Annotated in this window: 19 protein-coding genes; 6 read left to right on the forward strand and 13 right to left on the reverse strand. The window is 40.3% G+C overall.

Features of this window, described 5'->3' with window-relative positions; translation table 11 throughout:
* Nucleotides 1–6: 6 nt before the first annotated feature.
* From G529_RS0106420 to uvrC, 9 genes are all read right to left on the reverse strand, one after another.
* Nucleotides 7–2,541: a TonB-dependent receptor gene (locus G529_RS0106420; protein ID WP_026914761.1), complete on the reverse strand. Its 2,535-nt coding sequence runs from the start codon at nt 2,539–2,541 to the stop codon at nt 7–9.
* Between the two features lie 434 nt (nt 2,542–2,975).
* Nucleotides 2,976–4,607, reverse strand: coding sequence for a glucose-6-phosphate isomerase (gene pgi, locus G529_RS0106425; RefSeq protein WP_026914762.1), 1,632 nt, complete (start codon nt 4,605–4,607; stop codon nt 2,976–2,978).
* Entirely contained in the window at nt 4,608–5,840 is a 1,233-nt protein-coding gene (locus G529_RS0106430) for a peptidoglycan DD-metalloendopeptidase family protein (protein ID WP_026914763.1), read from the reverse strand. It abuts the gene before it with no gap.
* Nucleotides 5,841–5,844: 4 nt separating this feature from the next.
* Nucleotides 5,845–6,813, reverse strand: a complete 969-nt coding sequence (locus G529_RS0106435; protein WP_026914764.1) for a tryptophan 2,3-dioxygenase family protein — start codon at nt 6,811–6,813, stop codon at nt 5,845–5,847.
* A gap of 2 nt (nt 6,814–6,815) precedes the next feature.
* Nucleotides 6,816–7,592, reverse strand: coding sequence for a DUF3108 domain-containing protein (locus G529_RS0106440; protein WP_026914765.1), 777 nt, complete (start codon nt 7,590–7,592; stop codon nt 6,816–6,818).
* A gap of 294 nt (nt 7,593–7,886) precedes the next feature.
* Entirely contained in the window at nt 7,887–9,029 is a 1,143-nt protein-coding gene (gene hppD / locus G529_RS0106445) for a 4-hydroxyphenylpyruvate dioxygenase (RefSeq protein WP_026914766.1), read from the reverse strand.
* A 103-nt stretch (nt 9,030–9,132) separates the two neighbouring features.
* Entirely contained in the window at nt 9,133–10,299 is a 1,167-nt protein-coding gene (locus G529_RS0106450) for a homogentisate 1,2-dioxygenase (protein WP_026914767.1), read from the reverse strand.
* A 169-nt stretch (nt 10,300–10,468) separates the two neighbouring features.
* Nucleotides 10,469–12,697 carry a patatin-like phospholipase family protein gene (locus G529_RS0106460; RefSeq protein ID WP_026914768.1) on the reverse strand — a complete coding sequence of 743 codons (2,229 nt, stop codon included), beginning with the start codon at nt 12,695–12,697 and terminating at the stop codon, nt 10,469–10,471.
* Nucleotides 12,690–14,489, reverse strand: a complete 1,800-nt coding sequence (uvrC, locus tag G529_RS0106465) for an excinuclease ABC subunit UvrC (protein ID WP_026914769.1) — start codon at nt 14,487–14,489, stop codon at nt 12,690–12,692. Before uvrC ends, G529_RS0106460 begins: the two co-directional genes overlap by 8 nt.
* Before the next feature lie 153 nt (nt 14,490–14,642).
* Between uvrC and G529_RS0106470 the strand changes: the two genes are divergently transcribed.
* The 6 genes from G529_RS0106470 to G529_RS0106495 are packed head-to-tail and all read left to right on the forward strand — an operon-like array spanning nt 14,643 to nt 19,428.
* The gene (locus tag G529_RS0106470; protein WP_026914770.1) at nt 14,643–15,074 is read left to right on the forward strand and encodes an ATP-dependent zinc protease family protein; all 432 of its coding nucleotides are present in this window, start codon (nt 14,643–14,645) and stop codon (nt 15,072–15,074) included.
* Nucleotides 15,064–15,936, forward strand: a complete 873-nt coding sequence (gene rimK, locus G529_RS0106475; RefSeq protein WP_026914771.1) for a 30S ribosomal protein S6--L-glutamate ligase — start codon at nt 15,064–15,066, stop codon at nt 15,934–15,936. The genes G529_RS0106470 and rimK overlap by 11 nt, the downstream gene beginning before the upstream one ends.
* 3 nt (nt 15,937–15,939) lie before the next feature.
* Complete coding sequence (locus G529_RS0106480) at nt 15,940–16,935, forward strand: succinylglutamate desuccinylase/aspartoacylase family protein (protein WP_026914772.1); 996 nt, start codon at nt 15,940–15,942, stop codon at nt 16,933–16,935.
* Nucleotides 16,922–17,494 (forward strand): 5-formyltetrahydrofolate cyclo-ligase, encoded by a 573-nt coding sequence (locus G529_RS0106485; RefSeq protein WP_026914773.1) that lies wholly within the window; start codon nt 16,922–16,924, stop codon nt 17,492–17,494. The genes G529_RS0106480 and G529_RS0106485 overlap by 14 nt, the downstream gene beginning before the upstream one ends.
* A 53-nt stretch (nt 17,495–17,547) precedes the next feature.
* A complete protein-coding gene (locus G529_RS0106490) occupies nt 17,548–19,002 on the forward strand; it encodes a sensor histidine kinase (RefSeq protein WP_026914774.1) in 1,455 nt (484 codons plus the stop codon).
* Between the two features lie 9 nt (nt 19,003–19,011).
* Complete coding sequence (locus G529_RS0106495; protein WP_026914775.1) at nt 19,012–19,428, forward strand: response regulator; 417 nt, start codon at nt 19,012–19,014, stop codon at nt 19,426–19,428.
* A 2-nt stretch (nt 19,429–19,430) separates the two neighbouring features.
* Here the strand turns inward: G529_RS0106495 and G529_RS0106500 are convergent, their stop codons facing one another.
* From G529_RS0106500 to ileS, 4 genes are read right to left on the reverse strand one after another with little or no spacing between them, the layout of a single operon-like run.
* Nucleotides 19,431–20,039 carry a lipoprotein signal peptidase gene (locus G529_RS0106500; protein WP_026914776.1) on the reverse strand — a complete coding sequence of 203 codons (609 nt, stop codon included), beginning with the start codon at nt 20,037–20,039 and terminating at the stop codon, nt 19,431–19,433.
* A 38-nt stretch (nt 20,040–20,077) separates the two neighbouring features.
* Nucleotides 20,078–20,701: a DUF4097 family beta strand repeat-containing protein gene (locus G529_RS0106505; protein WP_026914777.1), complete on the reverse strand. Its 624-nt coding sequence runs from the start codon at nt 20,699–20,701 to the stop codon at nt 20,078–20,080.
* 57 nt (nt 20,702–20,758) lie between these two features.
* On the reverse strand, nt 20,759–21,142 hold the full coding sequence (locus G529_RS0106510; protein ID WP_026914778.1) for a TraR/DksA family transcriptional regulator: 384 nt from the start codon (nt 21,140–21,142) through the stop codon (nt 20,759–20,761).
* Between the two features lie 3 nt (nt 21,143–21,145).
* Nucleotides 21,146–24,547, reverse strand: a complete 3,402-nt coding sequence (gene ileS / locus G529_RS0106515) for an isoleucine--tRNA ligase (RefSeq protein WP_026914779.1) — start codon at nt 24,545–24,547, stop codon at nt 21,146–21,148.
* Nucleotides 24,548–24,600: the final 53 nt, after the last annotated feature.

Consider the following 24,600-nt stretch of genomic DNA (forward strand, 5'->3'; position numbering starts at 1 on the left):
TTGTGTTTAGAAGTTTAGTTTAGCTCCTACAGTGTAAGTTCTTCCGAAACCGTACCATACAAGTGCAGTACGTGCGTTGTTCTGAAGACCATTCTGTGCGTTAGCAATATATTCTGTATCTGTAATGTTATAAACGTTCGCATTCAAAGCAGCATCAAAACCAGCTACAGAGAAATCGTAAGATAGACCTACATCAAGTGTTCCGAAATCTGGAAGCTTCCAAGTTTCACCAGCATCAGGATTCGTACGGCTTACCGGATCAAAATCTGACCAGAAGTCACCAAAGTAGTTATAGTTAGCTCTTAATCTCATATCTGTTAGGAACTCATAGTCTACTCCAAGACCGGCAGTAGTTTGTGGCGTACCACCAACTTTAGTATCCTCAATGAAAAGGTTGATCTCATCAATTAGATTCTGCTCTTCGTCAAAGATCTGTACTCCTGTTACATCATCTTCCCATCTAAAATCACCAAAAGAAGCGAAACCTGTGATAGAAAGTTCCTCGAAAGGACGGTATTCAAAATCAAGTTCAAGACCCTGGTGAATTGCATTTACACCCAAGATGTTTGCAACTCCAAGAGATCCATCAGGATTGTTGTATGAGTAGATCAAAGATCTGTCTCTCCAGTTCGTTCTGTAAACGTTTACGTTAGCTCTCAATACAGAGCTTCTGTAAGTATATCCAAGTTCAGTACTAAAGATCTTTTGATTTTCAGCATCTGGGTTAAGGTCATTTACAAAGTTTAAGAATACAGCATCAAAGAAAGGTGCTCTTTCAAAGTACCCGATGTTTGCGAATACACCACTAGTTCTGGTGAAGTTATAGTTCGCTCCACCTTTCAGCTGGTATCCAAAGAAGTGTGCATAATCAGATTCCTGGTTAGGATCTGAATCAAGGTTGTTGAAATAATCAACACGCTTGTAAGAAGTGTTCGAAGCTGCAAGAGAAACGAAGATATCAAGATCATCTTTAGAATATTCTCCCTGAAGGAATCCACCTTCCCAAAGAACGATACCGTCGTTGTTGTAGCTAATCTTGTCTCCAACCTTTGCAAGGTTTACAGGATTGTTTACGTTAGAATCATCAAAGTAGTACTGTCCACCAAGAAGATCTGTAACTTCCTGGAAGTGCTCTCCTTTATAGTATCTTAAATCGATCCCTGCAAGAAGTTCGATATCATCTGTAAGATCTGTAGATAAAGTAGAAAGTGCTCCATACCAGTTGTGGTCGTTTCTGGAAGCTCTCAAGATAGTTTCTGAACCATCAGCTCCTCTTTCAATGTTCTCATCTACGATAAGATCAAGGTTTACCGGTTGAAGGTAACCATCTCTGTATTTAGAATCAAGACCAAACTTATTAGTTCCGGCCCATCCACCACCTCCGCCAGTTCCAAAGGAAGCGTAAAGTGCAGTAGATAATTCAGTATTCTCATTGATATCCCAGTAGTGATTCAGGGACATTTGTGGCTTATGGTAGAAGTTATCCTCGATATGAGTAACCTGACCATTTAAGTAACCCCAGTCTCCGTTAAATTTGATACCTCTCTCACTTTCTCTATAAGTTTCGATAGTGTATCTGTTTTGGCGTTGCCCGTGTCTTTGTGGCGCTCCAAAAGCAGTGAAAGAAAGTTCGTGATCTTCACCAAGTTCTTTTGCGATGTTTACGAAGTAGTTGTACCCAATAAATTCAGTACCGTCTACATAACCATCTCCAACTGTTCTGGAAGCAGATACTGTTGCAGCAAGTCCATTTTCAGACTTTCCAGTAGAAACTGTAGCACCAAATTTTGTGTAACCATCGTTACCAGTAGCCGCGTAGATATTTCCACCTTTCTCAGCATCTGTAGTTTTAGTTACGATGTTTACCGTACCAGCGATAGATGGAACAGCTACTTTAGCAGCACCCAAACCTCTTTGAGTTTGCATAGTTCTTGTAACATCAGAAAGACCAGCCCAGTTACTCCAGTAAACACGACCATTTTCCATGTCGTTTACAGGAACACCGTTAATCATTACTGCGATGTTTTCTCCTTCAAAACCTCTCATTCTAAGCTCAGCATCACCAAAACCACCACCGGCTTTGTTAGCGTATACACCAGGAGTAGATTTTAGCACTTCAGGAAATTCCTGGTTACCAATCTTGGTTTCGATCTCTGCAGCACTAATAGTTGAAACAGCTACTGGTGTTTTTCTGTCGATAGCAAGTGAGAAACTTGTTACCACGATCTCATCCAATGCGTTATCATCTGCACCCAATACGATCTGTCCAAGATCCTGAGTATCACCAGTTACATTGAATTTTACTTCCTTGGAAGTATAACCTACGAAGGTAATTTTGATAGTACCTTCAGAATCTGCAACGTTCAAAGTGAAGTTACCATCGAAATCTGTCATTGTACCATTGTTAGTACCAACTACCATCACATTAGCTCCTGGAAGTGGACCTGATGTTTGGGAATCCATTACCACACCGGTAACAGTTCCTTGAGCAAAAATCGTAGCAGACGTTAAGAACATCGCTAAGAGTAATAATTTCCTCATTTTTTTGTGTGTTTGAGTTTTGTTTAAAATTCGATGCAAAAGAAAACTAATTGTTCTTCTCTAACATTATCTCAATGTTAAAATATTTAACGTACAGAAGTTTAACATTTCAACAAATTTCGGCGCAATATACTGCTAATTAGAGTAAAACAAAATATTATGTTAAATGGAATGATTCAAAATAAGCTCCAACAATGTTAAAGACGTTAAATCGGGCAATAAATAGGAGATAAAATTTCAGATATATTAATTTTTACACCTATAAGAACAGATTTTTGTGGTATTCCTAATTGGGAATTATTAGCACTTCCATAGAATATATTTTTAGGTGGGCCGTAATTAATCATCAAACCAGGGAGCGGTTGAAATTTCCAAATAAAAAAGCCTGAAATGCAATACTCCAGGCTTTTTTTAATATATAACTCGTAAAGTTCTTAGCTCATATAAAACTTCAGCAGATTTTCTGTTGAAGAATCGTGACCTTCAGAGTTTTTAGCATCAAAATCTGAAAGAATTTTGTTTGCCAGTTGTTTTCCCAATTCGACTCCCCATTGATCATAACTAAAAATATTCCAGATTACACCCTGTACAAATATTTTATGCTCGTACATCGCGATTAGTTTACCAAGGCTTTCCGGAGTTAATTTTTGAACCAGTAAGGTATTCGTTGGATTGTTACCTTCAAATACTTTAAATGATTTGATCCTGTCAATTTCTTCCTGGTTAAACCTCATGGAGCGCAATTCCTCTTCCACTACTTCTTCAGTTTTACCATTAAGAAGAGCTTCAGTCTGAGCAAAATAATTCGCCATCAATTTATCGTGATGTCCCTGGTCTCCAAACAAACTTTCCTTAAAACCGATAAAATCTGCCGGGATAAGTTTGGTACCCTGGTGAATCAACTGGAAGAATGCATGTTGTGAATTCGTACCTGGCTCTCCCCAGATAATAGTACCGGTCTGGTAATTAACTTTCTCACCATTACGATCCACACTTTTCCCATTGCTTTCCATGATTGCCTGTTGCAGGTAAGATGGAAATTTATCCAGGTATTGAGAATAAGGGATCACCGCTTCACTTTCAGCACCAAAGAAATTATTATACCATATACTTATAAGTGCCAGCTGCACCGGAATATTCTTTTCAAAATCTGTACTTCTGAAATGATCATCCATTTTACGGGCTCCTTCCAGAAGAGATTCGAAATTGCTGTACCCAATTCCAAGTGCTACTGAAAGCCCTACAGCGCTCCATAATGAAAATCTACCGCCAACCCAGTCCCACATTGGGAAGATATTGTCGGGATCTATTCCGAAGCTTTTTACCTTTTCCAGATTGGTAGAAACTGCTACAAAATGCTTTGAAACTTCATCTTCTGAAGCCTTTTTCAAAAACCAGTTTCGCACCGTCGTGGCATTGCTTATGGTCTCCATCGTCGTAAACGTTTTGGAAACAATCACGAACAGGGTTGTTTCTGGATTCAGATCCTGAATAATATCATGTACATGATCTCCATCTACATTGGAAATAAAATGTAAATTCAGATGATTCTGATAGAATTTAAGACTATCCGCAACCATCACCGGTCCAAGATCAGACCCTCCAATCCCTATATTCACGATATCGGTAAAGTTCTTTCCGGTAAAACCTTTGCGCTTCCCTTCAATTACCTCATCAGTAAATGTCCTGATCTTTTCTTTTACTTCCTGTACTTCAGGAATTACGTTTTCGCCATGCACCTCAACATTGGCTGTTGTAGCAGCTCGTAAAGCAGTATGTAAAACCGGTCTTCCTTCTGTCTGGTTGATGGCCTCTCCCTGGAAATATGCATCCATGGCTTCTTTTAAACCACATTCCGCAGCAAGATTATTCAGAAGTTTTCCGGTAGTTTCATTCATCCTGTTCTTACTGTAATCAAGGTAAAAATCCTCCCATCTAATGGTGAATTTCTCAGCTCTTTCCTTATCATTATTGAACATATTCTTCATATGCTCAACCTGGATTTCTTTGAAATGATCTTCTAACTCCTTCCAGGCTTTGGTCGTGGTTGGATTGATATTTTTCATTTAAATTTCTTTATATGGAATTTGATCCAGTTCTGCCCGGATCGGTTCTATATGATTTAAATAATCGTCTTTTAGATTGTCGGTAATATGTTCTGCTGAAGGAAGATTCTGGCGGAAAGGATCCACCTGCTTGCCATTAACCCAAAAGCGGTAGCATACATGAGGTCCTGTGGCAAGACCCGTACTACCAACATAACCAATTACGTCTCCCTGCTTAACACTTTGCCCGTTTCTTACTGCGCGTTTACTCATGTGAAGATACTGCGTGGTATACTTTCCATTATGTCTCACTTTCACATAATTTCCGTTTCCAGAGGTATAGCTCGATGCGATTACCGTACCGTTGGCTGTACTTACGATGGGCGTGCCATGTGGAGCAGCATAATCTGTCCCCAGGTGTGCCTTCCATCTTTTTTGTACTGGATGAAAACGCCTTTTAGTGAACCGTGAAGAAATCCTGGAATAATTTAGCGGAGCTTTCAGAAAAAAGCTTTGCAATGCCTTGGCTTCTTCATCATAAAAACTGGGCTGTCCAGAAATACTATCGGTCATATAACTAAATGCGTAATAAGGTCTGTCTGAGTGTTTAAAGACTGCGGCATCTACCTTTTCAATCCCGGCGAAAATAGTATCGTCTATGTATTTCTCCTGATAAACCATTTTAAACTGATCTCCCTTCTGAAGTTTGAAAAAATCGATACTCCACTGGTAAATATTGGACAGCTCATAAACAAGCAGATTGCTTAAGCCCTGCGCCTGCATTGCTTCTGAAAGTGAAGAGGTGATCACACCGCTTACTTCCCGTTGTTTAATGGTTACCGGCCTTTTTTTCTTTTCAGCATAAATGGAATCACCTATAGATACCACCGTATAATTGATCTTGTCATTCTCATATATAAAATACTGCGGAGTCCTGGCCGAATCTTTTGCCTTCAGGATCATGTATTTTTTACCTGCAGTGATCCTTGCCGGGTTAAATGTATCTTTCACCTTTTCTGAAACTTCAAAGACCTTTCCATGACCCACGCCATTTTGATCCATGATGTATCCAAAACTATCGCCAGACCGTATGGTATCCCTAATCACCTCATAATTATTAAGGATAAAACCATACTGTTTCTCGATCTTAGGAATTTTTTTGGTCTCGACCTCATTTACGGCCTGTTCTTTCTCATCGTCATTGCAGGCAGTCATTGCCAGCATTAGCATTACTAATAAGCCTAATTTCTTCAAGTTTTTATGCTTTTTGATTTTCTGTATTAAAGGTATGATTTACCCATTGTTTTCCCCAGTCGTTTAATTCCTGCTCGCTCCATAATTCAGGGAAGAAAGAGACTCTTTGAAAACTCGGTGGCAGGAATTTTTTCCAATTCGTACCGCCAGTCGCTTTTATCGTTTCATCTTTCCTGCTCAAATATCGGTAAGCAGCGCCCATGTGCATGAGCAACCAGTTAATATTAACGTTCACGTCAAAATTACGTAATGCCTGTTTAAGATCTTCATTAGTACGATCATCCTGGTGCATGGCCTGGTAACGCTGGTATATGGTGTTTCCGTATACATTCTTCGCAATTCTTAGAAACCTGGGAGTGTATCTTTTTTCAAATTGCTTGAGCGTAAGAGTTTTCTCGCCTGTTTCCAGATCGATACCACCCTTTTTCCAGTAAATATTCTCAAAAAGTTCTTCGGAAGAGTTTTCTACTGTAAATTGATCTCTCAAATTGAAATCAACAAGATTTTCCAAAGGGGTCGAATATAGTTCGATCATCCTGAACTGGGCCGACTGGAAGCCGCTGGCAGGTAATAACGCCATTCTAAATTTCAGAAATTGCTCTCTTTCCATTCCCTTGATCATCACGTCAAAAGAATCTATAAGAATTCTAAAATACCTGTTCATCCTATTGAGTTTTTCAACGAAATAGGAAGTAGTCAAACTGGTGGTTTCTATGATCTGCTTTTGCTCATGAATAATGAGCTTAAAATATAATTCTGTGATCTGGTGATAAGTGATAAAGATCATCTCATCCGGGAAGTGCGTATTGGTTTTCTGTAAACTCAATAACGTATCTACACTTATATAATCCCAGTAGGAAAGATAACGGTCGTACAAAAGGCCATCCAGATAAGAACCCATATCCTGTCCCGAATTTTTGAACTTTTCTTCAAGCTTTCCAATTCGTTCCGCGATTTCGGGTTGTATCTCCATATTTAATCCATTTGTATACTAAATTGATGCTTTAAACCTTTATAAGCTTCAAGATCTGCATCCAGTGACCCGACAGCCAGATCTGCCTCAATTTTTACCGGAATTTTATTTTTATCATCACTAATCCAGAAAGTAAGACTTTCTTTCTCCTTAAATACTCTTCCGGCCAGTACATAAGGTCTGAATTTGAGCGTTGCAACCTTACCAAACTTGGTTTTGATCGTATCGCGGCCCAGAAAAACGAGTTTAAAATCAAGGTTTTCATCATCGATGAACATGTTCAAACGCATCTCATCCCCCGGCTTTAACTCATCATTTTTAATTTGGTTGCGAATATAGTAAAATGATGATAACATATCGTGCACATTATAAGGCACAGCATATGATTTTTTCTGATTGTTCTCCCTGTTAAGAACATGCGCTTTTTTATCATCATGATCAAAATCGATCACCAGGTCTTTAGTATAACCACCCTCATTGATATTCCGCACAAAACGATATGGTTTTCCGGTTCGCTTATCTATATAAGTTTGATAATCATCGTCAACCTTGAAAAATAAACCCAATAAACCTGTGGATCTTCCCCGCCCCTTGATATGATATACCGGCTTATCCTGAAATCTGGTCTCGTCTACCTTGAGTGTGGCGTAGCTTGCATTAAATAGTCCATAATGGATCCTGAATTTAAACCACTCACCTTCACCAAATGCTTCCTGCGAAAACACATTGCTGGTCATGAATACTAAAAAAAGGAAGGTAATTGCAATATAATTTCTCATAGGTTTAATGGTCTAAGTAACAGAATTTTCAGGCGTATGATGGATTACAATTACTATTCCAAAAGTATCAAAACAAAAAAACCCCATCAAATTAATGATGGGGAATTTTGTCTTATTAACCAACTAAAACTTAAATTATGAAAAAAAATTCAATTCTGGTAACCACTCCAGAAATGCGGTGCAAAAGTCTCATATTTCTCCCTTACCCGCAACTCTTAAATAAACTTTAACTAAACGTTTACCGAATTGTCATTTATTTCATTTGGACACTTAAATTTCGTTAAATAATTAATCTTAATTTAATGTACCTCGCAAATCCTGCTCTCTCTCAATTGCCTCAAACAGAGCCTTAAAGTTTCCTTTTCCGAAGGATTGAGCACCTTTTCTCTGGATGATCTCGAAGAACATGGTTGGCCTGTCCAGTACTGGCTTTGTAAAGATTTGAAGCAAATACCCTTCATCATCGCGATCTACCAGGACTCCGAGTTCTCTCAGTGGCTCCAGGTCTTCATCGATTTCCCCAACACGATCCAGAAGATCATCATAATAAGTTTCCGGTACGTATAAGAATTCTACTCCGCGATCCCTTAACGCCGTTACTGTTTCGATAATGTTATCTGTCGCCAGGGCGATATGCTGCACTCCCGCACCATTGTAAAAATCGATATACTCCTCGATCTGAGATTTCTTTTTCCCTTCCGCTGGTTCGTTGATTGGAAATTTGATCCTACCATTCCCGTTGCTCATCACTTTGCTCATGAGCGCAGTATAATCTGTAGAAATGTCCTTATCATCAAAAGAAACCAACTGTGCAAAACCCATTACTTTTCCGTAGAACTCAACCCACTTGTTCATCTCATTCCAGCCTACATTTCCAACCATATGGTCGATAAATTTTAAGCCTGTATCTGGTACCTGTGTTTTGGTATTGTAAATCCTGTATCCAGGTAGAAACGGACCGGTATAATCCTTTCTTTCCACAAATAAATGAATGGTCTCCCCGTAAGTATGAATACCAGAGATTACAGCTTTCCCGTTTTCATCCTCCATTACATAGGGTTCTACATAAGATTTCGCTCCTCTTTTTGTAGTTTCCTCATAGCTCTTTCTCGCATCGTCTACCCATAAAGCAACGAATTTCACCCCGTCACCATGTTTGTCGATATGCGCATTGATATCTCCTTCGGGCTGCAATGGCGATGTAAGTACAATTCTGATCTTTCCCTGTTGCAATACATAAGAGACGCTGTCCTTACGTCCAGTTTCCAATCCAGAATAGGCGATTGGCTGGAATCCCCACGCATGCTGGTAATAATAGGCCGCCTGCTTGGCATTTCCTACGTATAATTCTACAAAGTCTGTTCCCAGGATTGGCAGGAAGTCTTCTGCTTCAGGAACTACTTTTTCTAAATTTAATGATGTATTATCTGTTGACATTAGTTGTTATTTTAAAAGATGTAAATATGATATAAATTCGAAATCAAATTTCAAATTGTTACCACATCGCCCTGTCCTGTGCTGATAAATCTTCTTTCATTTTTTAATGTTCTCCATCTAACCACGACCTGTAATAGGTCTCATCGGCAATTTTCATCGCTTCTTCTGTAAGTTTCAACGGCTTAAAGGTATCTACCATTACGGCCAGCTCTTCAGTTTCCACCTGTCCTATACTTCTCTCAACTGCTCCTGGGTGCGGCCCGTGAGGGATTCCTGCCGGATGTAATGATATATGACCAGCTTCAATATCGTTTCTGCTCATAAAATCACCATCTACATAGTAGAGCACCTCATCACTATCTATATTGCTGTGACTATAAGGAGCTGGAATACTTTCCGGATGATAATCATATTTACGCGGACAAAAACTACAGACTACAAAGGCATCTGTCTCGAAAGTTTGATGCACCGGTGGCGGTTGATGTATTCTTCCTGTTATGGGCTCAAAATCATGAATGGAAAAAGCATACGGGTAGTTATAACCGTCATAGCCTACAACATCAAATGGATGGGTGGCATAGACCATATCGAAAATTTCTCCCTGCTTCTTGATCTTGATTAAAAAATCTCCCTTTTCGTCATTGGTTTCCAGTTCATGCGGCTGGCGCAAATCTCTTTCACAAAATGGAGAATGCTCTAGCAGTTGCCCGAACCAGTTCCGGTATCGCTTCGGAGTATAGATCGGTCTACGGGACTCAACAATAAAAAGCCTGTTGTTCTCATCATCAAAATCCATTTTATAAATGGTTCCGCGAGGAATCAACAGGTAATCTCCATATTTGAAATCAATATTTCCAAGATGGGTCCTCAATTTTCCAGATCCTTTATGAACAAAGATCAACTCATCTGCATCAGAATTTTTGTAGAAATAATCTTCCTTAGAACCCTGAGGAGATGCGAGAATAATATCACAATCTGCATTGGTTAGCACTGCTTTTCTACTTTGCAGGTAATCTGGGTGCGGAGTGATTTGAAAACCTTTTAACCGGTATGATTTAAGGTTATTTTCGATCGCGATCTTGGGTCGCACATCATAACTTCCTTTGATCTCTTTCACTTGGGTTGGCCTGTGCTCGTGGTATAGATTAGAAGACATCCCGTCGAAGCCAATCGTTCCAAAAAGCTGTTCATAATAAAGGCTTCCATCAGGTTTCCTGAAAATCGTATGACGCTTATGCGGGATCTTGCCGAGTTTATGATAAAAAGGCATGTGACTATATTTTAAAATCGATCAAAAATGAATTCATTCATTGAAAGATTGTTATTATTTCCAGTATTTATTTCGATTTACACAAATATCAAGAAAATTTACCGAAACAATCTTAAATCTAGTGTAAAAACCGGGCTCAAAAATGATAATTTAATGATACCCGTACAGCTTAGAACCAGAATCCAAGACTAAAGAACCAGTAACTTTCTTTCGTTTCTGGAGAATAGGAATATTTCGCTTCCAGTGGCCCCATAAAAGTCTCGATCCCATAACCAATTCCGTAGCCATTATAATCGGGCATGCTTAGCCAGTTTCCGGTCGTGTACAGGTCATCTTCCACATTAGCAATGTTGGCGCTGGCGATAATGTGGTTTTTTCTGAAGAGCTCATAGTCAAATTCCAGCTGCGCTTTAATATAACTATCTGCGGAAAGGCTTAAAAAATCATAACCCAGGAAAGGTTTGAAATTATTGATAAAATCATTCCCATAACCTCCCAGAAAGAAATCCAGCACCTGGCTTTCGTCATTTCCAATTTTAAAACCTGTTCCTGTACTAATACGGGTCGTGAATTTGGGAAAAGGCTGCACGGCATATCCCAAAGTTCCCTTGGCAATGGAAAACTCTGAAAAATCATTATTATAGTCTGAAGAATACAGGTAAATATGAAAATCTCCATCAAATAGAACTCCCTTGGTGGGGAAATATTTGTTATCGTAGGAGTCGAATCTTACATACCCGAATGCTCCGGCATAATGATCGTTCGCGAGAACAAGTTCCTGACTTTGGTTAATGGCATCGTTAAATGTGTTACTGCTATATTTGAGATATTTGTGTTCCAGTCCTGCGCCTATGGAGAACACCTGTTGAAATAGTGTTTCCACATAAACCTGATTTGTAAAATCCTTTACCGTAACCTCAAGTTCCCTGATATCCTGAAATTCACTGAGACCTTCCGTATCCCTGATGCCATTTAAGAGCAAGCCTTTATCGAAAGTATTATAGCGTGAATTTATTCCAAAACTCCAGTAAAAACCTTTATCCAGGTAATAATTGAAATTATAACGCAGGTTATCCCCAACAATAAGATCCAGAGAGGCAACATCATTGGTGAATAACAAACTCTTGCGGGTAAGATTCACCAAAGCACCGCTTTTATAGAGTTCGTCATAATGTAATCCCAGGCGTAGCAGCATCTTGTTCTCGCTCTCCTCGATCTGCATGGCCAGCGCATAATTGCCATTTTCATCCTCAGGAACCAGCTGGTAATTGATCCTTTCAAAATTCCCGGTAGCAGACAGGTTATTGATGCCGATGCTTAGATCTTCAAAATTGTAAGTTTCATCATAATCAAGTTTCAGCTTACCCTGTACGTAAGCTTTTGGATAGGTATTATTCCCTTTTACCGTAAGAGCACTGATATTGAAACTATCGATCCTGGGAACCGGCTTTCGGATTATCAAGCTATCGGCTGGCTTACTAAGAAAGCTGAGCTTTTCTATCATGTTATTAGCAGCTACTGCACCAGAATCTATGATTGCCTGGCCCTTGTCAAAAGCCATCACCGAGAAGGAATTAACGTTTGGTTTAATATAGATATCTGTTTTCGGCGCCTTCTCCTTCATGTCGTTGATCGTACGGAAATTTGAGATCTGGCTCATGATCTCAAAGACACTGCGCAGCTTATCTCTTTTCACCAGACTATCCTGTACATCCACCCCAATGATCACCTCGGCACCACGGCGCCGCAATTCCTCGATTGGGTAATTGTTGGCAACCCCACCATCTGTAAGCAATTGTCCATCAATTTTAATGGGACTTAGAAGCGTTGGAATCGCGCCACTGGCTGAAATGGCTTTCGCCAGGGAACCGCCATCCAGTATCACTTCCTCACCGGTTTCCACATTCGCGGCGATACAGAAAAATGGAATAGGCAATTCGCTGAAATCCTCTACATCGCTTACGTGGATGGTAAGTCTTGATAATAAATTGTAAATATTCTGACCTTTAAATAGTCCGCTGGGAAATGAAATGTCGAAATTATCAAAAGGAAGCGTGATCGCATATTTTTCTGAATCCTCCTTTTCGTAGAACGTTTTAGCCCGCCTTGGCAGGTCATCCTGGATAAGAACATCGAACTGAGTGTTTTTAAAAATAGAATCAAGTTCACTGGCTGAATATCCAGACGCATAGAGCCCGCCAATAATTGCTCCCATGCTGGTCCCTCCAATATAATCGATCTTAATTCCTTGTTCCTCCAGTGTTTTTAATACACCAATATGCGCAAGACCTTTAGCGCCACCCCCGCTTAATACCAGTCCAACCCTCGGCCTATCCTCTTCCTGGCAAATTGCTCCAAAGGAAATGATAAGACCAAGGATGAAAAGATATTTACGCATTCTCTGTATGATAATGTTGATAGACGATGCTCGCCCGCGAAGCTCCAATCACTTCAGCAAGTTCCTTCTCACTTGCTTCCTTAACTCGTTTTAAGGATCTGAAATTTTTCAGCAATTCCACAACCGTTTTTTCCCCTATTCCGCTGATGGATTCCAGTTCAGTATTTAACGCAGACTTACTTCTTTTATTCCGGTGAAATGTAATTCCGAAGCGATGCGCCTCATTTCGCAGCTGCTGGATGATCTTTAAAGATTCAGATTTTTTATCAAGATATAAAGGTATGGAATCGCCGGGATAATAAATCTCTTCCAGTCGTTTTGCGATTCCTATAATGGCGATCTTTCCGCGTAAACCTAAGGTATCCAGCGCTTTTACACCGCTGGAAAGCTGTCCTTTTCCTCCATCTACGATAATTAATTGTGGAAGTGGCTCCTCTTCGTTGAGCAATCTTCGATAACGACGAAAGACCACCTCTTCCATAGAAGCAAAATCATCTGGACCTTCCACGGTCTTGATATTGAATTTTCGATAATCTTTCTTACTTGGTTTCCCGTCTTTAAAAACCACACAGGCAGCAACCGGGTTGGTTCCCTGTATATTCGAGTTATCGAAACATTCTATATGTCGAGGTTCTTCGCTAAGTCTAAGATCTTCTTTCATCTGCGCCATGATGCGGTTCACATGTCGATCTGGATCTATGATCTTCATCTGCTTGAATCGCTCCTGCCTGAAATATTTGGCATTTCGCTGTGACAACTCCACGATCTTCTTTTTATCGCCCAGCTTTGGAACCGTGATCTTCAGGTCCTCCCCTACATCTACTTTAAATGGAACATAGATTTCGCTGGACTTTGAGTCAAAGCGCTGCCTGATCTCCACTATGGCCAGTTCCAGCAACTCCAAATCACTCTCATCCAGCTTCTTCTTCATCTCGATGGTATGGGAGCGTATGATCGCACCGTGAGATAACTGAAGAAAGTTGACATAACCATAACCCTCATCGCTTACTACTGAAAATACATCCACATTATTGATACGTGGATTTACCACTGTAGATTTGGATTGATAATTTTCCAGCACATCGATCTTGATCTTGATACGCTGAGCATCTTCAAATTCCATATTTTCAGCATGTACTTTCATTTGATTACGAAACTGCTGAAGGGAATCCTTAAAATTACCTTTTACGATCTGGCGTATCGCTTCAATATTGCGATTATATTCTTCTTCTGGCTGCAAGGATTCACAGGGACCTTCACAGTTCCCTAGGTGATATTCCAGGCAAACTTTGTATTTATCGTTCTGGATCTTGTCCTCGGCGAGATCGTAATTACAGGTTCTAAGTTTGTATAAACCTTTGATTAGATCGAGCAAAGTGTTTACCGTCTTGAAACTGGTAAATGGTCCATAGTATTCACTCCCATCCCGAATAAGCTTCCTGGTTGGAAAAACACGTGGAAAACGCTCATTTTTAATACAGATCCAGGGATAGGTTTTGTCATCCTTCAGCATTACGTTGAAACGAGGCTGGTGTTTCTTGATGAGGTTATTTTCCAGCAGCAATGCATCGGTTTCCGAAGCAACCACGATGTGTTTGATTTCCCGAATCTTCTTGACCATAACCCCAATCCGATGGCTATCATGTCGCTTGGTAAAATACGAAGTCACCCTTTTCTTCAAATTCTTGGCTTTCCCTACATAAAGGATCCTTCCGTTCTTGTCGAAATATTGATAAACACCCGGGCTGTTGGGTAAGGTTTTTAACTGTACTTCCAGAGCTGGCTTTTCCATTACCTCAAAAATAAACATTAAAATAAGCTCACTAAACCTTTTTTGATTTCCGAAGTGAATTTTAAGAATATAAGTACAGGTATCCGGAAAATGCATAATCTTTCGCTTACTTTGCATGGCGCCGGGACTTAGGGCATTTTAGTATATTGCATCATGGAAAAGATTGTGATAGGAAGATTTGACAAGGCAGATTTTCCTGCTTTGCACCTCAACGATATCGCCATTAAAATTGATACGGGAGCTTACAGCTCTTCGATACATTGCGAGAATATCAAGGAAGTTGAAGATGAATTACATTGTACCTTTCTGGATGCCGAGCATCCTCTGTACAATGGCAGAGCTTTTGTTTTTAAGGATTACGACATTGTATTTGTGAGAAGCAGCAACGGTATTATTCAGCAACGATATCTGGTGCGCACCAATATCAGGCTCTTCGGAAAAGTATATAAGATATCTTTATCGCTATCAGACAGACAGGAAATGCGATATCCGGTGTTGATTGGAAGAAAGTTTTTAACTAAAAAATTTATAGTGGACACCGAGCTTATCGATGTCTCGTTTAACCTGAAGCAATATGAAGATTAGAATATTATCCAGAAATCCACGACTCTATTCTACAAGCAGATTGGTAGAAGCTGCAAAAAAGCGGCACCACGAAGTAGAAGTGATTGATCCTACCAAGTGTGACCTGGTTATTGAAAAAAAGAAACCTAGCATCTATTATAAGAATCATTTTCTGGATGATACAGATGCCGTTATCCCAAGAATTGGAGCTTCAGTAACTTTTTACGGTACAGCCGTTGTAAGACAGTTCGAGATGATGGGAACTTTTACCACGACAGAATCTCAGGCGCTGGTAAGAAGCAGGGATAAATTGAGAAGTCTACAGATATTATCGAGAGCCAGGCTTGGTTTGCCCAAAACGGTATTCACGAACTACTCCAAGGATGTTACAGAAATTCTCGATCATGTTGGCGGAGCCCCGGTAATCATCAAACTTCTGGAAGGAACACAGGGACTGGGAGTGGTACTTGCCGAAACTCAGAATGCAGCAGAATCTGTTATCGAAGCCTTTAACGGCTTGCAGGCCAGGGTGATCGTCCAGGAATTCATTAAGGAAGCCGGCGGAGCCGATATTCGGGCTTTTGTAGTAGATGGGCAGGTTGTAGGCGCCATGAAAAGACAGGGAAAAGAAGGTGAATTTAGATCCAATCTTCACCGTGGTGGTTCAGCTTCCATCATACAGTTATCAGATGAAGAGGAAAACGCGGCGATCAAGGCAGCGAAGGCAATGGCACTGGGTGTAGCCGGTGTGGATATGCTGCAAAGTAGCCGTGGCCCTTTGATCCTGGAAGTGAACAGTTCACCTGGACTGGAAGGAATTGAGGCAGCTACCGGAAAAGATATCGCTAAAACGATTATTAGATATATAGAACGAAACGTCTAACCTATGCCGCGAATAGACAAGAACAATGTTCTTGAGATCCTGGGTGAAAAAGTGCTACCGGGCAAAAGAGCGACCATCAATTTTAATATGGCCAAATTGTACACTACCACCTCTGTAGAAGTACCAGTCATCATTGAACGCTCTAAAAAACCAGGCCCTGTAGTACTGCTAACTGCGGGAATTCATGGTGATGAGATCAATGGAGTCGAGATCGTAAGACAGATCATCTCCAAAGGAATCAATAAACCAAAGATTGGTACTATCATTTGTATCCCGATCGTAAATATCTTCGGATTTCTGAATATGGCACGTGAGTTTCCCGATGGACGTGATCTTAACCGCGTTTTTCCCGGGACGAAACATGGTTCACTGGCAAGCAGATTCGCATTTCAATTCGTAAAAAAAATACTGCCCATTGCAGATTTTTGCCTGGACTTCCATACCGGAGGAGCGGCCAGGTTCAATGCTCCGCAAATACGGGTTAAAAAAGGTGATGAACAAAGCATCAAATATGCGAGGATCTTTAATGCGCCGTTCACTATACATTCCAAGACCATCACTAAATCCTATCGTGAAACCTGTGCGAAATTAGGTATTCCGGTGTTGCTTTTTGAAGGTGGAAAATCATTAGATTCCAATAAGGACGTAGCCAAGGTTGGTGTTGAGGGCGCCATGCGAATTTTGAGTCATCTGGAAATGCTCAGCGATAAATTCGAATATCCCGAAGTAAAGAAAGATACCGTGCTTATTGAGAATAGTTCCTGGTTACGGGCGAAGTACAGCGGACTTTTACATGTAAAAATTCCCTGTGGCAAGCATGTTGAAAAAGGAGAATATATCGCTACCATTACAGATCCTTATGGTAAATTTCGGCATAAAATCAAGAGCAATAGCGAAGGTTATGTGATCAACATCAATGAATCCCCGATCGTGTATCAGGGTGATGCGATCTTTCATATTTCCATGCAATCTAAAGTAGCAGTAGATGAAGAAAGCTGAGATAAGGAAGAAATTCAAGCTTTTACGAAGTCAGCTTGCTGAAGAAGATATCGAGAACATGAGCATCGATATTGCAAACAAATGTCTTGAACTTAAGATCTGGGACGCCAGCTATTTCCATATTTTCCTTAGCATTACTGAACAGAAAGAAGTGAATACAGAATATTTACTTCATGTCCTGCAGGGAAAGGACAAGGAAATCATCGTTCCCAAGTCCAACTTTGAAACTGGTGAAATGATCAATTATCTCCTAACCGATCAAACAAGGATCACCAGGAATGAATGGAATATTCCAGAACCTGCAGATGGGATCCAGATTGCTGCAAAGCAGCTTGACGCTGTATTTATACCTCTTCTTGCTTTTGATAAAAGCGGCCACAGGGTTGGTTATGGAAAAGGTTTTTATGACCGGTTTCTTAGCCAGTGCAAAAAGAATATCATCAAAATTGGAGTTTCATTTTATGGCCCTGTAGAAAATATAACAGATACATTTAGCAGTGACATTCCTCTGGATTATTGCGTGACGCCAAACAGAATCTACGATTTCAGAAAGAAATAATTTTTGCTACAACTAGCTTAAAAATGTACATTTAACATTGACAAAAGACCCTAATGCTTAGCGACCTTCAGTTAAACAGCATACTTCAGGATTTCGATATCGCCTATTGGAAGATCAATCTGTTTTCCAGAGAGATTAGCTGGTCTGATCATTTCAGCAACCTTGTTGGTGATCCAGAGATAGAAGAAGATCGTTTTGAATTCTTTATCAATCATATCCTTCATCCCGATTATCGTTATGATTTCAGAATACATTTCGATAAACTCGTTTCAGAGGATGAGACCTTCAAATTCGAAATCAAGTTAAAACTTGGGAATGGAAAATATCGATGGTTCGAATGTAAGAATCTAAACAGCAAAGGGAATTCTTTCAGGGAAACAGCAGTTCTGTTGTTTGTGAATATTCACCAGACCAAGCGAGACCAGTATACGATCGAAGAAAACTTCTTCTACTATCGCGAAACCGCAGAAATGACTTCTACCGGAGGCTGGTACGTAGATACCATCAACAAAAATCTTTACTGGGATGATGTAACCAAGAAAATTCTCGATTGCCCCCGGGATTTTCAACCTGCTTATGACAAGCGGGAAAGCTTTTATGCTGAAGAGCATCATAACCGGATGAGGGCTGCGTTCGATAAGTGTGAAAACTTCGGGATTCCATTTAAGCTGGAATTGAAAATGATTTCATTTCAGAATAGAGAATACTGGGTACGCCTTACCGGAAAACCAGTATATGACGACGATCAGCAGGTTATTGGAATCAGGGGAGTTTTACAGAATATCGATGAAAATAAAAACAATGAGCTTAACCTTCAGAATTCCCTGGATATCATCGCTTCGCAAAATTCCCGACTTTTTAATTTTGCACACATTGTTTCGCATCATTTAAGATCCCATAGCAGTAACCTAAGTCTTATCGTGGAACTTTTGCGCGAAGCTAAAACAGATCGGGACAAGCTGGATCTGCTTGCCAATGTGGATGATGTTGCCGGTAACCTGGACGCAGCAATTTCAAGATTAAACAATATCGTTAGCGTTCAAAGTTCGCTGAAAAAGGAACGGGTGAAGATTAAATTCGAGGAGGCTCTGGAGATCGTTCTGGCATCAATTTCCTCTCTTATTAATCGGGAAAATGCAAAAATCGTCGCTGAGTTTCAGGATTTGAAAGAAATTAGCTATATACCTGAGTATCTAGAAAGTATTTTGCTAAATTTAATCACAAATGCGATAAGATATAAACAACCTGGTCGCAAACCGGTGATCTTTATACAGACTTATATCGAGAACGAAAAAGAGTTTCTTGAGATTAGTGATAATGGAATGGGGATCGATCTTGACGAATATGGCGATAAAATGTTTGGAATGTACCGAACCTTTCATCAAACCAGTCAGGAAGCCAAAGGTATTGGATTATTCATTACCAAGAATCAGGTGGAAGCTCTGGGGGGAGCCATATCTGTAAGTAGTACTCTTGATATAGGGACTACCTTTAAAATAAAATTCTAGATCTATACAATGGGGCAGAAAGTAGAACTAGCGTGTATCATCGATGATGATAAGATATACGTGAACTTGGTTAAAAAGATCATAGAGATCAAAAAATTATCAGAGAATCTTCTTATTTATAAGAATGGCAAGGAAGCCCTGGATTATTTCAAGGACTCCATGTCTTCTGCGACAGATGAAGATCTTATTCCAGACATTATTTTTCTGGATCTCAACATGCCTGTAATGGATGGCTGGGAATTTTTAAATGAATTCCTCAAAATCAAGAACAACCTGAACAAGAAGATTACCCTTTATGTGGTGAGTTCGTCTATAGATCCTCGCGATCTGGAGAGAGTGAAATCCTTCAATATGGTTACAGATTATCTTATCAAACCAATTGAGCTTAAGAAGTTCCAGAAGATTTTTGATAAAACTGCCGCCTGATATTATTCTTCCTCTACCTTAGGAAATGCTTTTTTATTGAAGATCAAGAGCAAAGCCACTCCTACACTAATGGCTGAATCTGCTATATTAAAAACCGGTTCGAAGAACGTAAAGTATTCACCACCCCAGAAAGGGATCCATTCAGGTAAATAACCTTTCCATAAAGGGAAATAAAGCATGTCTACTACCTTCCCGTAGAAAACTGAACTGTAACCACCGGCTTCAGGTAAAAAACTGGCTACATGCCCGTAACTGTCATCAAAGATGATTCCGTAGAATACTGAATCAATAATGTTCCCAAAAGCACCAGCAAAAATCAGGGCTATGGAGACAATTAGAATTCTTGATCCATTCTTTCTAACCGCATCCCATAACCAGTATCCAATTCCAACGATAGCTGCCAGCCTGAAAAGCGTTAGCGCAAGTTTACCATACTGGCCAGGAATTTTGGTTCCCCAGGCCATTCCCTCATTTTCCACGAAAAGAATGCTAAACCAGTCGAAAACCTCGATCTCTTCACCCAGCGCAAAATTTGTTTTGATATAAAATTTAGAGATCTGATCTATTAACAGGATCAGGATAATGATGATTCCGGCTTTTTTAAGCGACATGGTAATTTTTTAATTGAAACGCACCAAAAATACTAATATTATTTAGTTTTTAGTACCAATATATTCCCGTCTATGGACTTAAGTTTTATAGGGTTTCTACCTGCCAGATGTTCCGGGATCTCTACCGTTCCATTTCTGCTTGCTGCATCTACAATACCAGAAGCTGTTTCCATACGAATATTACCATCATAAGTATTAATAGTGGCATTTCCGGAGAAATCCTTTAAATTGCAATAGCCATCTTTCAGGTTCGCGGTAAGTTGTTTGAAGCCACCAGAAGTAATTAAAGAAGCTATATTGGAATCTACAGAGATTTCAAGATCTTCCGGAACCTCCAGTTCCAGCTCCAGCGAAAAGACCTTATGGGCACTTAGTTTGTCAAACCCACCGGTGAGTTCCTGCGGATAGCTGTTCGTAATACTCAAATTACCCTGGTCCACTTCAGTGAGCACAAGGATCTGGTTGTAGTATTCTCCTTCTGAATGAGTCAACAGTCTGATCCTGTCTGTATTCGTGGCGATAATCTTAATGCTGAAAACTTCGTTGGTGAGAATATCAATGGATTTAATCCCGGCAGCATTGAAGATTTCGCGGGTGTCACGCTGGGCATGCAAAGACATGTTCATACAGAAAAGAACCAGCAGACAAAACTTCTTCAACATCTTTCTTCAGTAAAAATAAAACGTCCGGAAATTGTTCCGGACGTTTGTTTGTATTGCTTAGCGCTGCATATTTTTTGCTTCAATGCTTAAAGTTGCATGCGGCACCAATAACAGTCTTTCTTTGGCAATAAGCTTCCCGGTAACTCTGCAAATACCGTACGTCTTGTTTTCGATCCTGTTCAGGGCGTTCTTAAGATCCCGAATGAACTTCTCCTGCCTGATGGCTAATTGAGAGTTAGCCTCCTTGCTCATAGTTTCACTTCCTTCTTCGAAAGCTTTGAATGTTGGAGAGGTATCATCTGTTCCGTTATTCCCGTCATTCTTATAAGCAGACTGGTAGTTGGACAACTGCTCCTGTGCTTTTTCGATCTTGGATTTGATCAAAGCCTTGAACTCGGCTAGATCTGCATCGCTGTAGCGTTCTTTTACGTCTGTAGACATGGCTTAATGTTTTTTAATGAACATTTTAGTGGCGACATCATCAAATTCAACATCTGCACCTTCTTCAACCACCTCTGCAAAATCGAGGTTTGCAGTTAATGTTTCGGTTTTAATATAGGTTATATTATCGTTCACGGCATCCTCGATCATGCCGTCCTTTTGTAGGGTCACATCTATTGTATCAGTCACTTCAAAGCCTGAATCTTTTCGGAGGTTCTGGATCCTGTTTACCAGTTCCCTGGCAACACCTTCCCTTTTCAACTCCTCACTGATACTAACATCCAGTGCCACAGTTAGATTGCCACTGCTGGCCACTAACCATCCTTCAATATCCTGAGAGCTAATTTCCACCTCAGAAAGGGACAAATTAACCATTTTTTCGTTAATTTTTAATTCGATCTCTCCTTCTCTCTCGATCTTTGCGATGTCCTCTGCCGTAAAATTATTTACTGCATTGACAATCAGATTTATATCCTTACCAAATCTTGGGCCAAGAACTCTAAAGTTGGGTTTTACCTGCTTTACCAGCAGCCCTGAAGCATCATCTATAAGCTCGATCTCCTTTACATTTACCTCCGACTTTATCAGGTCTGCAACCGCTTCAATTTCATGCTTCTGAGTATCGTCAAGTACTGGAATCATTACTCTTTGAAGAGGTTGGCGTACTTTGATCATTTCCTTCTTACGCAGCGAAAGTACCAGGGAAGAGATCGTCTGCGCTTTCTCCATCTTGTGCTCCAGGGATTTATCAACAAATTCTGGTTGATAAACCGGGAATTCTGCAATATGAATTGATTCTGAAGTATCCTTTCCTGTCGCGTTATTTAAATCTTTGAAAAGCCTGTCCATAAAGAATGGTGCTACCGGCGCTCCCAGCTTGGCTACAGTCTCCATACAGGTATACAAAGTCTGGTAAGCTGAAATCTTATCCTGCTCGTAATCACCTTTCCAGAAGCGTCTTCTGCTCAAACGCACAAACCAGTTGCTCAGGTTCTCCTGAACGAATTCTGAAATGGCCCGCGTTGCTTTTGTTGGCTCATATTCAGCATAGAACTTATCCACTTTCTGAATAAGTGTGTGCAGTTCTGATAAAATCCAGCGATCTATTTCAGGTCTTTTGTCAAGGTCTACGTCTGCTTCAGCATACGTAAATTTATCTATATTGGCATAGAGTGTAAAGAACGAATAGGTGTTATATAAGGTTCCGAAGAATTTACGCTGAACTTCGCCAATCCCTTCTATATCAAATTTTAAGTTGTCCCATGGATTTGCATTGGAGATCATGTACCATCTCGTGGCATCCGGGCCGTAAACCGCCAGGGTCTCGAATGGATCTGCTGCATTTCCAAGACGCTTGGACATTTTCTGCCCGTTCTTATCAAGTACAAGTCCGTTAGAAACAACATTCTTATAAGCAACATCATCAAAGATCATGGTTGCGATCGCATGCAGCGTATAGAACCATCCACGTGTCTGGTCCACTCCTTCCGCAATAAAATCTGCCTTACGCCATTCATCTTCCACTTTTTCCTTATTCTCGAATGGATAATGCCATTGAGAGTAAGGCATGGAACCAGAATCAAACCAAACATCGATAAGGTCTGCTTCCCGCTTCATAGGTTTTCCTGAATCTGAAACCAACGAGATGGTATCAACCACGTTTTTATGAAGATCAACCTTCTCGTAGTTCTCTTCACTCATGTCACCAGCCTCAAAATCTGAAAATATATCCTTTTCCAGCACTCCGGCCTCAACAGCTTTCGCCATCTCCTCCTTTAATTGCGCTACAGATCCTATAACCTTCACATCCCTGCCATCATCGGTTCTCCAGATTGGTAATGGAATTCCCCAGTAGCGGCTACGGCTAAGGTTCCAGTCATTTGCATTGGCCAGCCAGTTTCCAAATCTTCCTTCCCCGGTAGACTTTGGTTTCCAGTTAATATTCTGGTTAAGCTCATACATTCTGTCCTTGAACTCGGTCACTTTAATAAACCATGAGTCCAGTGGATAGTATAATATAGGCTTATCTGTTCTCCAGCAATTTGGGTAGCTGTGAACATATTTTTCAACTTTAAAAGCCCGGTTCTCTTCTTTTAGTTTGATGGCCAGCTCTACGTCTACAGATTTCTCTGGTGCCTGCCCATCATCATAATATTCATTTTTTACATACTTCCCGGCAAATTCACCTAACTCAGGTCTGAATTTACCCTGAAGGTCTACCAATGGTACCAGGTTGCCATTGTCATCCTTCACAAGAAGTGGCGGCACCTCCGGAGAAGCCTGTTTTGCTACCAGCGCATCGTCTGCCCCAAAAGTTGGAGAAGTGTGTACGATTCCCGTACCATCTTCAGTCGTTACGAAATCTCCTGCAATGACTCTGAATGCGTTTTCAGGGTTGTCATTAGGCTGGGCATAATCCAGTAATTGCTCGTATTTAATTTCAACCAGGTCTTTCCCAACAAATTCTTCACCCATTAAATACGGGATCTTTTTGTCGCCCTCAGCATAAGCCTTAAGTTCTTCTTCCGAAGAAACCTTTGTGAATTTTTTATCAAATTGTTTTTCAGCCAGATCTTTTGCCACGATAATGGTGATTGGCTCAAACGTATATTGATTATATGTCTTTACGCTTACGTACTGGATCTTAGGTCCAACGGTAAGTGCAGTATTCGATGGTAAAGTCCAGGGTGTCGTGGTCCATGCGATAAGGAAAGCTCCTTCCAGACCAGCGCCAACCGGTGCAGCAGAGGAGTCTGTGATCTTAAACATCGCCGTTACCGTAGTATCAGTCACATCCTGGTAAGTTCCCGGCTGGTTCAGTTCATGAGAACTTAAACCTGTTCCAGCTTTTGGAGAATATGGCTGAATGGTATAGCCCTTGTAAATAAGATCTTTCTTGTATATTTCTGAAAGTAACCACCATACAGTTTCCATGTATTTGGACTTGTATGTGATATACGGATCTTCCATATCCACCCAGTAACCCATCTTTCTGGTAAGATCGTTCCAGACATCGGTATAACGCATCACGGCATTTTTACATGCCTCGTTATACTTCTCAACACTAATCTTAGTACCAATATCCTCTTTGGTGATTCCAAGTTCTTTTTCCACACCAAGCTCGATAGGAAGACCATGAGTATCCCAACCTGCTTTACGTTTAACCTGAAAACCTTTTTGAGTTTTGTATCTACAGAAAATATCCTTGATAGAACGGGCCATGACATGGTGAATACCAGGTAAGCCGTTTGCAGATGGAGGTCCTTCAAAAAAGATATAAGATTCCTTGCCTTCGCGTGAACTTATACTCTTTTCAAAAATATCATTCTCTTCCCAGTAATGAAGAATTTCTTCAGCCACTTTAGGCAGGTCAAGACCTTTATATTCAGGGAATTTTGCACTCATTTTCTCCTATTTTCAAATGATGTGCGAAAATAAGGATTTTTAACAAAAGATGA

Source organism: Christiangramia portivictoriae DSM 23547, assembly GCF_000423045.1.
Classification (GTDB): domain Bacteria; phylum Bacteroidota; class Bacteroidia; order Flavobacteriales; family Flavobacteriaceae; genus Christiangramia; species Christiangramia portivictoriae.